A 13821-nucleotide genomic window follows, 5' to 3' on the forward strand; every position below is an offset into this window, starting at 1 on the left:
CTGCCTGTGGGCAGGTGCCGCTATGCTCCGGGGCTCGCTATCCGCTCGGCCCTGTCGGGCTTACCCCCCTCCGCAGCGCTAGGCCGATGCCAGGCTAGAGCCCAAAAGCATCAACGCCTGCTGCATTTGGGTATACCCTCAATCTGCTTTTGGGGGCAAAGCAAAGGGGCTGCGTCGGTAAAGGTTCTGTCAGCGGCCCGCCAAGGCTGCCAACTCTTTTCCCAAAGGTTACACTTTTTCCTTTGGGCGTTTCGTTCTTTGCACTTTAAGGGGCAGTAGCATGCGATTAAAGGCCACTGCAAATTACAATAGTCGGTATTGGATGCCTATTTTTGCCCCTTTCGTGCGAGCTCCATCTGTGCTTTTCCATGTTGCAAAGCAGCAGTTTAAGTTAGAAGGGGGTCTGCGTATTGAGAGGCCGCCGGGGCTTTTGCGCAGCCGGCAGAACAAATCCCATAAACGACATACCATCAACTCAGAACAATGATAAGAGCTGTATTTCCCACCGCCTTCCTTCTATTGGCCGCTGTTTCCTGGCTAAGTGCCCAAACTCCTGTCAATATTAAAATCACGGATGCCCCTGCGGGATGGAACCGCGTGCCCTGCTCCAATGCTGATGCAGGGACAATTGCCGGCTTTGGCCCTTTTGTGGGCGAATCGAACGACACCGACCCTGACCTCATCTATTTGTGTATGGGCGATACCCTCCGGGTTGATCATGCTGGGGATTTTGTTTTAAATGGAGACCCCAACAACGCCACTGCTCCAGGTATTGCATACGTTTTTTATGACGATATGCCCAACGTGGACGGCCCCGACCTCGATGCGGTACTGGCAGACCCTTCTCTCAATACCACTTCCCCTATTGTGGTGAACGGCATGAATTTTTCTCAGATTAACGGCATATGGGTGTCTCCCTCTATCAATGGGCAGGGAGACCTCGACCTGATCAACAACGGCAGCCTGCAATCTGCTTACAACGGCGGCATACCCGAGCCGATACAGTTCTGGTTTGCCCCAATAACGGTAGACAACGGTGCAGGTACAGGGAATATGTACTTTGAGAACGGCGGCCCCTGCGTAAGTGTCGCTATAGATGAAGCCTTCTCCGTCGTTTATCTGGAAGCCATTACGGTGGCGGAAGAGCTGCCCAATGCTGGCCCTGGCCTGCAGGGCGCGCTCATCGTGGAAGGGGGGCTGCCCGAGTTTGACCCTGCTGCCACTTATACTGTGAGTATTCAGAATGCAGCTGGCACACTGGCCGGCACGGTGCTTACCCCCAATGCAGGGCATGGGGATACCCTCCGCTACGAGGTGCCCGCCCACGGGGAGTACGAGGTCGTTATTGAGGATGGCAAAAGCTGTTCCTTTTCTACGGTCATCAATATGCCTGTGCTTTTCGACGTAGGCGATGTGAACGGCCCTCCGGGCGATACGGTGTGCGTGCCGATTGTGGTACAGAACTTTGTGGACCTCACCAATGTGCAGTTTTCTATGGCCTGGGACCCGGCCTTGCTTGATTTTGTGCGGGTCGACAACCTCACGGGCAACTTGCCTTCCTTTGATACCGGGAGCTTCAACACTTCTCCATCGGTCACGGATACAGGCCGGTTGACAATGGGCTGGCTCAACTTCTTGGGCGACCCCATTTCTCTGGCTGACGGTGAGGTGATGTTTGAAGTCTGCTTTGAAATCTTGGGCGACATTGGGGATCAGGCTGGGGTGAGCATTGTCGATGACCCTTCCATCATACAGGTGGGCAATGCGAGCACAGGGCAATCGGACTTGCCGGTAGATACAGAGCCCGGCAGCGTTATTGTGACGCCCAACGCGCTGCTTGTACAGTCTTTTGCAGAAGATGAGACTTGCGACGGGGACAATGATGGTTCTTTTACGGTAGCGATAAGCGGAGGTGCTGCTCCTTATTTGTATAGCTGGAACGAGCTCAACGATACCGATCCCCCCACTACGGGCACAGTGGCTGCTGGCGACAGCCTTATCGTCAATGGGCTGAGCCCCAATGATTATGTAGTGACCATTACCGACAACGAAGTGCCAGCCAATACCGTCATTGATACGATCACGATAGGCGCGGGGCTCAACCTTGGGGTGAACATAGAGGTGTTCACGCCACCTACCTGTGCAGGGGATGCCGATGGCGCTCTGATTGCTGTGGTCATTGAAAATGGGGTGACCAACAACAACGCTGATGGGCTGTACAACTTTACTTGGAGTATTGCTGATTCTACCCGTCAGGTCCTTTCCGGTATCGCCCCGGGCTCTTATGCTGTTACGGTGACTACTTTGGATGGGGAATGCATGAATTCAGATAATGGTTTCCTCGGCGGGCCAGCGGTATTAGAGTTGCCCGGGCAGAACGAAACGCCGCCCGATCCCAACCTGACGGTCAATAGCCCAACCTGCCTAGGGGCAGAAGATGGGGATATCTCCGCAATGGCTACCGGTGGCTCTACTTTTGCTGGGGGCGAGTACATCTATACTTGGGTAGGGCTCGGGCTGCCTCCGGATACGGCTGCTACGGCTCAGCTGGCCGATATCAACCCTGGCACTTATCAGCTGGCCGTATTGGATGCGAATGGCTGTACAGACACCGCAACGTATAATATCACACCAGATAAAACCTTGCTCATCAACTTGGTAGATTCGAGCCACGTCTCCTGCAACAGCCTCTCTGATGCCTTCATTCAGGTCAACGGGTCGAGCCAGGGGCAGGCGCCTTTTGGAGCGTTTACCTACAGCTGGGAGGAGGTAGACGGCGCACAGACATTCAATACCCCGCTCATCCAAAACCTCGGGGCCGGCCAATATGCGCTCACCATCACGGATATGGACCCCCTTGGCTGCTTTGCAGTCGATACTTTCGACATCGGGCAGCCGGACTCCCTGCTGGTCGGTCTGACGAACCTCCAAAATGAGAGCTGCCAGGTGGGCAACGACGGGGCGATAGCGGTAGCGGCCAACGGCGGCACAGCCCCTTATCAGTACAACTGGTCCAATATGTCGACAGATTCTTCCCTTACTATGCTGAGCGAAGGGGTGTTCTTCCTGACCGTGACGGATGGCAACAACTGCGAATTGATCGATACTTTTGCAGTGACAGCGCCTACACCCCCGACCATTGTCTCTTTCGAGAATGACACCCTGGCATGCAATGGGGATGCCAACGGGAGCCTTACCATCAATGCAGTGCCTGCACCCGGCGGCGCGCCGATCAGTGGTTATGCCTGGAGCAATAACGCAACGGGCCCGACGATTAATGGGCTCGCAGCGGGCCAATATATCGTTACCATCACTTCTGCCGATGGCTGCGTTTTTTCTGACACCGCTTTTGTCCTTGAGCCTGCGCCCCTTGCTATCGACAGTGTCAACAGCAACTTGCCGCTTTGCGTAGGACAATCCAATGGCAGCCTCGCCGTCTTTGCCAGCGGTGGCACTGCGCCTTATCAGTACATTTGGGGCAATACCCCCGAAAACGATACCCTGGCTACCGTGCTCTATCCTGGCTTGGCAGCTGGCACATACAACCTGACCGTCACCGATGCGAACGGCTGTGCGCCGGCTGTCGCCTCAGTCGTGTTGGAAGACCCGGCAGATATAGACATTGCCTTCAGTGATGTTCAGCAGGTAAGCTGCTTCGAAGGGGTGTGCGATGGGCAGGCTACTGCAGCTGCAATCTACGAAGACGGGACAACTGGCCTGTTCAACTTCAGTTGGGAAAGCGGCGAGGTAACGCTCGATGTCATGTCCGCTACCGCTGTACAGCTGTGCCGCGACTCACAAACCGTTGTAGTGACCGACCAAAACGGCTGTGTGGCTACAGCCGAGGTCTTTATCCCAAGCCCCGATCCTATTGAAATTAATGTAGATGTAAGCAATGTTAGTTGTGCAGGCGAAGAGGACGGTACGGCACTGGCTATGCCATCCGGCGGCACCGGGCTGTTCACTTTCTCTTGGCCTGATTTGGGCGAAGATACGGCAGCGGTGAGCGGGCTGGCTTCCGGGCTTTACACCATCGTTGTGACCGACGCCAATGGCTGCGAGCAAGATCAGCTGGTAGAGATCACCGAGCCGGACCCACTGGTGCTGAGCATTGACCCCAACAACACACAAGACGTATCTTGCTTTGGGCTCGAAGATGGGCAGGTGGCGGTCACTTACAATTTTAACGACAACATCAACCCGGTAGGGGCCAATCCCTTTACCTTCTCCGCCAATGTGCCGCCCGGTGCAGGCTCCCCAAGCACCGGCTTTGCCAATGGCTTGGCAGCGGGGACGTACGGCATCACGATCACAGATGTGCGCGGCTGTCGGGATTCGGTATCTGTCACACTGACCTCTCCACCCGAGATCATGGCTGTTATCCCAGACCCGGAAGACCCCCTTTGCTTTGACGCGACCACCTTGGTCTTCATTGATACGGTCTTCGGTGGGGTAGGTACTGTCCTTGATGATTATCGGTATATGGTGGACGGCAACGGCGTACTGCTGCCGCCCGACATCCCGGCAGACATCTTCGGTGATGGCGAGCATACCGTGGAGATTTTTGACCCTAATGGCTGTTCTGCGGTCTACTTTGTAGATATCGATCAGCCGGAAGAAATACTGGTGACCTTCCCAGAGTCTTTCATTGAGGTGGAGCTGGGCGACAGCACCACCCGGCTACAGCCTATCATCACACCGGTAGGCATTGTTATTGACTCTTTCATTTGGACACCAGCTGATTATCTATCCTCGGATACAGTGGAGGCACCTATAGTCTTCCCGCTGGAATCTTTGGAGTATACCCTTCAGGTGGTAGATGAGAATGGCTGTACCGCTTTCGGCAGCATCTTCGTCGAGCTGGATGCCAATAGGAATATCTACATCCCTAATGCGTTCTCTCCGAATGGGGATGGTATCAACGATGAGTTCCGCGTGTACCCTTGCACAGGCGTGACAGCCATCAACAACGTGAGCATTTATGACCGTTGGGGCAATCAGGTGTTTCAGCGCAGCGGGATAGATGTGCGCAGCGGGCAGTTCTGCTCTGGCGGTTTGCCCCTATGGGAGGGGGATGCCCGGGGCGAAGACATGAACAAGGGCGTGTTCGTCTACGTCATTCAGGTCGAATTCCTGGACGGTGTGCGCTTGACGTACCGTGGGGACGTCTCGATTTTGAAATAGACACATGATGCGCCGGGCCTTCAGGAGCTTAGCTAGTGCCTCAAGCCATAAATCCTTGACACCCCAAGTTTCGTTATTTTCCGTCTACTCTTCGTTAAAGAACCGCTCCTTTAGCTCGGGCTAAAGTCGCGAACCTTCGCCTTGATTAGCCGGCAAATAACTTCAACTTAAGTATCAGAGATTTATGACTTAAGGCACTAGGTGACTGAAAAAGAGCGTGAACGAAAATACCGCAGGTGTTGATGCTTTTGGGCTCTAGCCTGGCATTGGCCTAGCGCTGCGCAGGGGTGTAAGCCCGATAGGGCCGAGCGGGCAGCGAGCCCCGGAGCATAGCGGCACCTGCCCTTGCGGCAGGGGCAGGCCCCCGAAAAAAAACGGCAATCGGGTTGGCGCCCCTGGAAAAGCCATAGGGTGGGCAGGAAAGTGCCTTTTTTGCCCCCGCAATGACCATAAATAGCGCATTCCGCCCTCTTGATAGAAAGAGGGCACAGATCGCTTAGAGCGGGCAGCCGCTGTTTGCAAATTGTGCAGGCAGCGGCTGTTTTGCTTTTGTTTGAAACAAATTGATTAACTTTGACTGGGCGGGTGAGGTTGTCAAAATAAAAACGGCATAGAAGGCGTTGTATGGCACATCGAAAACCAAGCTTATGCCCCCCTAGTGCCCCAGGGTGTTGAAAAGGCGGATGAAGCCGTTTGTGCTTCCGTGCAAAGAGGTAGGGCTTCAAGAACATAGGGCGCCCTGCTTAGCGGTCGTGATACACCTCTGTTGGCTAGCGGCTATTGAGCTATCGCAAAAATGGTGGGCCAGAGGAAGTGGCCGCAGATGCCGGGCGCTGTCAAATGGTAATTTTAGCCGGGCCAAGAACAGGTGCTTAACCCCTCCGCTTAAGCGCTCAGGCTGTAGCAGTAAAAAAACTCCGAATGAGAGCGATGATAGAAGAATGGAGCAAGGCCGTAAGGAAATGGGGCAGCGCCCAAGCTGGCCGCTTCCGGGCTAAGGCCCTCAGCTTTTACCGCAGCCACCCCAAGTGGAAGCTCGCCCTAATGGGCGCAGGCAGTGTCTTTGCCTTAGGCGCAACGGCCGTTCTGGGCATCGCCCTGCTGGTGTACACCCAGGTGTTAGGCCCCTTGCCAGGCTACCCTGAGCTCCGGGCTATCCGCAATCACAATGCTTCTGAAGTTTACGCGGCAGATGGGGTTCTGCTCGGCCGTTACTACATAGAAAACCGTGTCAACGCCGACTTTGAGGAAATATCCCCTGAGCTGATCAATGCACTGGTTGCTACAGAGGATGCCCGTTTCTTTGAGCACAGCGGTATCGACCTCCGGGCTGCAGGGCGGGTGTTGGTGAAGTCGGTTTTGCTCATGGACGAGTCTTCTGGAGGGGGCAGTACGCTAAGTCAGCAGCTGGCGAAAAACCTCTATCCGCGGCAGTCTTACCGTATGCTCTCTATGGTGGTCAACAAGATGCGGGAGATGATCATCGCCCGCCGGCTGGAGAAAACCTACGCCAAGGAAGAACTGCTCCGGCTCTATCTCAACACCGTATCCTTTGGCGAAAGCATCTTTGGGGTAAAGGTTGCCGCGCAGCGTTTTTTCAATAAATCGCCCAAAGACCTGACGATAGAGGAAGGGGCGGTACTGGTAGGCATGCTCAAAGCCACGACCTACTACAACCCGGTGCGCCACCCTGAGCGGGCGGTGAAGCGCCGCAATATTGTGTTGGGGCAAATGGTGCGCTATGGTTATCTGGAGGCAGCTGTCAAGGATTCCCTGGCCGGGCTGCCCTTGGAGACCCGCTATGTGAGGGAAGGGCACAATCAGGGGCTGGCCACGTATTTCCGGGAGCACCTCCGGCACGAAGTGGAGCGCCTGCTAGAGGGGAAAACCAAGCCGGATGGGACCGCTTACAACCTGTATACAGACGGGCTCAAGATCTATACGACGCTTGACGCTAAGCTCCAGCAGTATGCAGAGGAGGCGGTGAGCGAGGAGATGGCCAAAGTACAGGCCCGGTTTTATGAAGACTGGAAAAAAGGCGTGCCATGGGGGCGGAACGAAGTATTGCAGCGCGCCGTGGAAGCCTCGGAGCGCTATCAGCGGCTGGCAGCGGCTGGCAAGTCACAAGAGGAGATAGCAGCAGTGTTCAGCAAGCCAGTGCCGATGACGGTGTTCAGCTGGGAGGGAGGGGAAGAAGAACGGGAAATGAGCCCGCTGGACTCCATCAAGTACTACCTGACCATCCTCAATGCAGGCTTCCTCGCTGCCGACCCTTCCACGGGCTTGGTGAAAGCCTGGGTGGGCGGCGTGAGCCACAAGTATTTCCAATATGACCACATTTTTGCCCGCCGTCAGGTCGGGTCTACCTTCAAGCCGATTGTATTTGCAACAGCCTTGCAGAGCGGGATGTTGCCCTGCGAATACACCCCCAACCGGCAGGTTTCCTACGCAAGTTATGACAACTGGTCGCCCCGTAATGCGGATGGAGCGTACGAAGGGGTCTACTCCATGGCCGGTGCGCTGAGCAATTCGGTCAATACGGTTACCGTAGAGATCATGATGCGCACGGGCATCGACTCTGTCCGGCAGATGGCCCGGGCAATGGGCGTCAGCTCTGCTATCCCGGCCGTGCCCTCTATTTCATTAGGTGCGGTAGAAGCTTCCCTGTTTGACATGGTAAAGGTGTATGGCACCTTTGCGAACCGGGGGCGGCGGCCAGAGCTGCATTACCTAGACCGGATTGCCACGGCAGATGGGGAAGTGCTACTGGAGATGGGCCGCCCGGAGCCCCGGCGTTTCCCAGTTGTGCTGCCTGAGGGCCAGGCTGACATGATGATCAAAATGCTGGAGCAGGTGGTCGATAGCGGCACAGCCAGGAAGCTCCGGTACGAGTATGGGCTGTACAATGAAGTAGCAGGGAAAACAGGCACCACCCAGCAACAGTCAGATGGCTGGTTCATGGGCTTCAACCCCAAGCTGGTAGCAGGGGCATGGGTAGGTGCAGAGCTGCCACAGGTCCACTTCCGTACCCTATATCGTGGGCAGGGCTCATCCACTGCCTTGCCGATATTCGGCAACTTCATGCGGCGGGTATACCGGGACAAAAGCTTCAAAGAGATCCGGTATGCCCGTTTCTCTGAGCCGGCCGACAGCATTGCGGCATTGATGCAGTGCCCGCCTTACCTGGATGAGATGCCGGTTTTGGCAGCGTACGAGGATGGCTACTATTATTTTGAAGACAACCGGAGCCTGTTGGGGCGTCTGCTGGAACAGCCTTACCGCGATGCGCAGGGGCGGATCGTGCAGGTGCCGCCCCGCAGAGCTGGAGAGAGCGATGAAGATTACCTGGGCCGGGTAAGGGCTTATCAGGAGCAGCTCGAAGCGCGGGAAGGGCGGAAGGAAAAACGCAAAGCTTTCTGGAGCAAGCTGCTGTTTAACAAAGACAAAGCAGAGGAGGGCACGGAGCAGGAAGAGCCCCCCACCACCGGTTACCGTTACTTCGACCGCAAAGAAGGGGGCAACTAATGACAGGCTGGTGCACCTAAGGTTTGCAGCCCTGCCCACTTTGGAGCCGATTGAGGGGCCTGCCCCTGCCCAATGGCAGGTGCCGCTATGCTGCGGGGCTCGCTGTCCGCTCGGCCCCTCGCCCTACAGGCGTCGGGTCTGGCCTTCGGCCACCCCTCCGCAGCGCTAGGCCTGTGCCATCCTGGAGCAAAAGCCTCCTGCAGTTTGGTTGACGCCCCCAATCATTAGCAGCAGCCCTTTTTGAAAGCCTCCTCTCCGCCCAGAAAAACAACAATAGCAATCTGGCAATCAGATGTTTTTTAAAGCCTTAGGCCACAGCAGTGTTTTATTTTTGCCAGGTAGTACAAGTCAACGAAAAAAAGGTGGAATAAAAATTCCGGATTTCACCAATTATAGCGAACAAAAAACGCTTTGAAGCTGGAACTATGCAATTCTGCCCTACGAAATTTGCCTGCCCCAAAGCGTAACTGCCTGTTTTTCAATCCTTGCCTACTTCAGTCAATCTTAAAAAAAGGGAGAGTATCTTCTTATTATTTGGGCAAAGTACCTTACTTTTGTGCCGATTTATCAAAGACCCGGACTGGCGGGGTTTTCGCCTTCCGAAACTAAAGCACAGAAGTGGTGAAAGTGGATATCCGACAACTTTTCGTTCTTGTCTTAGCGCTGGCCCTTACAATGGCTGCTGCCCCGGCTGTAGCGCAACACGATGATCACAGTACCGAAGTGGCTTCCGGAGCGGAAAGCCATGATGATCACAACTCGCATGAAGCGCATGGGGACGAAGGCGAGTACGATCCCGTAGGGACTGTGATGCACCACATTGCTGACGCCAACGAGTTCCACGTTTGGAAAGGCGTGCACATCCCACTGCCGGTCATCCTCTATGCACCGGAGCACGGCTGGACGACAGGCCTCTCTTCTATGTTTGAGCACGGCCATACTGCAGTTGACGGGTATGTACTGAACCACGGCCGCATCAACCGGGTAGCCGATGCAAGTTTCCCGAAAGGGGAAGTACACATCAGCCACATCGCCCACAAAATGGTGGTGACAGCAGAAGGGGATACTACAGATGCCTACTTCGCCACTTACGAAGGGAAAGATTATGCATTGGATGCGCCTAGCACCCTCGACGGCGGAATGATGGGAGGCGGCATCACTTCCTTCTACGACTTTTCCATTACCAAGAATGTCTTCACGATGATCCTGGCAGCGCTGCTGCTCATTTTTATCTTCAATGCAGTAGCGCGTGGCTACAAGAAGAACGAAGGCAAGGCACCCTCTGGCATACAGTCTTTCTTCGAGGTCTTCTTTGTATTCATCCGCGATGAAGTCTCCCGCCCCATGATAGGCGAAAAGCACTACGAGCGTTTCCAGCCATTCATCATGACGCTGTTCTTCTTCATCATGTTCTGCAACCTTATGGGCCTTATCCCATTCTTTCCCGGCAGCGCTAACGTGACGGGCAATATTGCAGTGACCCTTACCCTTGCGGTGTTCACCTTCTTTGTAGTGAACTTTAATGGCAAGAAGGATTACTGGCAGCACATTTTTTGGATGCCAGGCATTCCGGGCTGGGTGAAGATCATCCTTACACCGGTTGAGATCCTCGGCCTCTTTATCCGTCCCTTTTCATTGATGGTACGTTTGTTCGCCAATATCTCTGCGGGCCACATCATCATCCTCTCGCTCATCGGCTTGATTTTCCTCTTTGGAGAGAACGGTACGAATACAGGGGGCGCTGCAGCCGGTGCAGTAGTAGGCGGGCTGTTCACCGCCTTTATGAACTTGATCGAATTGTTGGTTGCGCTGCTTCAGGCGTTTGTGTTTGCTATTTTGTCGGCCTCCTACATCGGGGCAGCAGTAGAAGAGCATCACCACGATGAAGCGCACGCGCACTAAGCATAAGTTAGATTTTTAATTACTCACTCCTATAAATTTTTAGATTATGGGTCCTATTGGAGCTGGTCTCGCAGCACTCGGTGCAGGTATCGGAATCGGTTTGATTGGTAGCCGCGCGATGGACGCTATCGCACGTCAGCCAGAAGCTGCAGGTGATATCCGAAGCAACATGATTCTGGTTGCAGCCCTCGTGGAAGGTGCTGCCCTGTTTGCCATCGTAGTTGGCCTTTTGGGCTAATTGCTGCGCCAAACCAAGAAGAGTAAAGAGCGGTAGCAGCAGCGGTTGGCTGTCTGCCCGCTCTTACCTCAGCAAGTGAGTTTTCAAACAACGATTTACCATCTAAATAATTTGCGATACCATGTCTAACGTATTGTTCCTGGCCGACTTCTCCGTCATCAAGCCCGATCCGGGCCTGATATTCTGGACTACGCTGATTTTCCTCCTGGTCTGGGTTTTGCTGGGCCGTATGGCTTTCGGGCCTATCCAAAGTGCACTGAAGAAACGTGAAAACGACATTCAGAGCGCATTGGATGAAGCCAAGAAAGCACGCGATGAGATGGCAGCCCTGCACACCAAGAACGAAGAGCTGATGCGTCAGACTCAGGAAGAGCGGGCCAAAATCCTGAAGGAAGCTAAGGAGACTAAAGATGCTATCGTTAAGGAAGCTAAAGAAAAAGCAGAGAACGAAGCACGCAAAATTGTGACCAACGCCAAGCAGGATATCGAGAATCAGCGCCTGGCAGCTATGACTGACCTGAAAAATCAGGTGGGCGTGCTGGCCATCGAAATTGCTGAGAAGGTGCTCCGCAATCAGCTGGACAACAAAGGTGCTCAGGAGAAACTTGTCGACGACCTCGTGAAAGAGATCGAAATGAACTAGCCCTCCGGTAGGGCTCCTGCTGCCTTTACCGGGCAGCTTCCATCTTTTAGCACATGCCCGCTCAGCGGGCAGCCAACATTAGAACTAAGTTATGTCTGTACAAAGAGTAGCTTCCCGATATGCCAAGTCTCTGCTGGATTTGGCCAAAGAGCAAGGCAGGATTGATGCGGTCACGGAAGATATGCGCAGCTTCAAAACGCTGTTAGCGAACCGCGACCTCTACCTGCTGCTGAAGAGCCCGGTCATCAGCACAGATAAGAAGAAGCAAATCTTCAAAGTGCTGTTTGAGGGCAAGTTCAACGAGCTCACCTTGGCGTTCCTCAACATCCTCGCTACCAAGGCCCGGGAAAGCTATATGCCGGAAATCGTAGGCGAATACCTGGCACAGTACAAAAAGTTGAACAATATCGCCACCGTTCGGGTGACAACCGCAGCACCGATGAGCAGCGCGGCCCTAAAAGCTATCGAGGAGAAACTCCAAAATAGCGGTATCGCAACAGGGGCTGTCGAAATCTCAGCCGAGGTCAATCAAGACCTGATCGGAGGCTTCGTACTTGAGGTGGAAGATAAAATATACGACGCGAGCATTCAGTCCAAGCTGGAAGGCCTCAAGCGTCAATTCAAGGGGAACCTTTATATTTCTAAGGTCTCCCAATAGTCTTTTTGAAACGTAAAACTAGAGAACCCGCTGCACCGCGCAGTGATAAAATTTGTCAGATATGGTTGATGTAAAACCTGATGAAATCTCCGCAATACTCAAGCAACAGCTTTCCGGCTTCAGTTCTGCTACGGAGCTGGAAGAGTACGGAACGGTACTTCAAGTCGGTGACGGTATTGCGCGTGTGTATGGTTTGACACAGGCACAGGCCGGTGAGCTTGTCGAGTTTGAAAATGGTACGCAAGCTATCGTCCTTAACCTGGAAGAAGACAACGTAGGTGTTGTACTCATGGGCTCCGGCGACGGCATCCGCGAAGGCAGCCGTGTACACCGGACAAGCCGTATCGCCTCCATTAAAGTAGGCGAAGGCTTTGTAGGCCGTGTAGTAAACGCCCTGGGCGAGCCTATCGATGGCAAGGGCGAGATTGTAGGTACTACCTATGAAATGCCACTTGAGCGCAAAGCGCCTGGCGTTATCTACCGTCAGCCGGTAAACGAGCCGCTACAGACGGGCATCAAGTCTATCGACGCAATGATCCCCATCGGCCGTGGACAGCGGGAGCTGATCATCGGCGACCGTCAGACCGGTAAGACGGCTATCGCAATTGATACCATCATCAATCAGCGCGAATTTTACGACCGCGGCGAGCCTGTTTTCTGTATCTACGTCGCTTCTGGCCAGAAAGCCTCTACGGTGGCTAATGTAGCCAAGACGCTCGAGGAGAACGGAGCAATGGATTACACCGTAATCGTATCCGCTTCTGCTGCTGACCCGGCCCCGCTGCAGTTTTACGCGCCATTCGCAGGTGCTGCTATTGGGGAGTATTTCCGCGACACAGGCCGCCCAGCCCTCATTATTTATGATGACCTCTCTAAGCAGGCAGTAGCCTACCGCGAGGTTTCCCTCCTGCTGCGCCGCCCTCCAGGCCGCGAGGCTTACCCTGGCGATGTATTCTACCTGCACTCACGTTTGCTGGAGCGCGCTGCGAAAATCATCAGCAATGACGATATCGCACGCAATATGAACGACCTGCCCGAGTCTTTGGCGAATGCCAAAGGCAAAGATGGCAAGCCGCTCGTAAAAGGTGGTGGTTCGCTCACAGCGCTCCCTATCATCGAGACTCAGGCAGGCGACGTTTCCGCTTATATCCCAACCAACGTAATTTCTATTACGGACGGGCAGATTTTCCTGGAGTCCAACCTCTTCAATGCTGGCGTGCGCCCCGCGATCAACGTAGGTATCTCCGTATCACGGGTAGGGGGGGCTGCTCAGATCAAGTCTATGAAAAAAGTATCGGGTACACTGAAGCTCGATCAGGCTCAGTACCGGGAGCTGGAAGCCTTCTCTAAGTTCGGTTCTGACCTTGACGCTGCTACAACTGCAGTCTTGGAAAAAGGCAAGCGGAACGTGGAAATCCTGAAGCAGCCGCAGTACTCGCCCGTTTCTGTAGAGAAGCAGGTTGCTATCATCTACTTGGGCACCAAAGGCTTGTTGCGCGATGTGCCTGTAGAGAAAGTGAAGGAGTTCGAAGAACTGTTCCTTACTACCCTCGAGAAGCAGCACCCACAGGTACTGCAGACGTTCAAAGCTGGCAAGCTCGACAAAGAAGCTACCGATCAGGTAGAAGCCTTGGCCAAAGAACTGTCTGCTCAGTATAAAGCTTAACGACC

7 protein-coding genes are annotated in these 13821 nt (G+C 54.3%); all 7 read left to right on the top strand.

The window, feature by feature from the left end; translation table 11 throughout:
* Positions 1–483: 483 nt before the first annotated feature.
* The 7 genes from FRY97_RS07535 (at position 484) to atpA (ending at position 13816) form a co-directional block, all read left to right on the top strand.
* Positions 484–5184, top strand: coding sequence for a T9SS type B sorting domain-containing protein (locus tag FRY97_RS07535; RefSeq protein ID WP_147166835.1), 4701 nt, complete (start codon positions 484–486; stop codon positions 5182–5184).
* Positions 5185–6105: 921 nt separating this feature from the next.
* Complete coding sequence (locus tag FRY97_RS07540; RefSeq protein WP_147166836.1) at positions 6106–8709, top strand: transglycosylase domain-containing protein; 2604 nt, start codon at positions 6106–6108, stop codon at positions 8707–8709.
* 627 nt (positions 8710–9336) lie between these two features.
* Complete coding sequence (gene atpB / locus FRY97_RS07545) at positions 9337–10611, top strand: F0F1 ATP synthase subunit A (RefSeq protein ID WP_246141625.1); 1275 nt, start codon at positions 9337–9339, stop codon at positions 10609–10611.
* Between the two features lie 46 nt (positions 10612–10657).
* Entirely contained in the window at positions 10658–10849 is a 192-nt protein-coding gene (atpE, locus tag FRY97_RS07550; RefSeq protein ID WP_147166837.1) for an ATP synthase F0 subunit C, read from the top strand.
* Positions 10850–10970: 121 nt separating this feature from the next.
* The gene (gene atpF, locus FRY97_RS07555; protein WP_147166838.1) at positions 10971–11492 is read left to right on the top strand and encodes a F0F1 ATP synthase subunit B; all 522 of its coding nucleotides are present in this window, start codon (positions 10971–10973) and stop codon (positions 11490–11492) included.
* A 91-nt stretch (positions 11493–11583) separates the two neighbouring features.
* Complete coding sequence (gene atpH / locus FRY97_RS07560; RefSeq protein ID WP_147166839.1) at positions 11584–12150, top strand: ATP synthase F1 subunit delta; 567 nt, start codon at positions 11584–11586, stop codon at positions 12148–12150.
* 61 nt (positions 12151–12211) lie between these two features.
* Positions 12212–13816: a F0F1 ATP synthase subunit alpha gene (atpA, locus tag FRY97_RS07565; RefSeq protein WP_147166840.1), complete on the top strand. Its 1605-nt coding sequence runs from the start codon at positions 12212–12214 to the stop codon at positions 13814–13816.
* The last annotated feature ends 5 nt before the right edge of the window (positions 13817–13821 follow it).

Source organism: Phaeodactylibacter luteus (assembly GCF_007993045.1).
Taxonomy (GTDB): Bacteria; Bacteroidota; Bacteroidia; order Chitinophagales; family Saprospiraceae; genus Phaeodactylibacter; species Phaeodactylibacter luteus.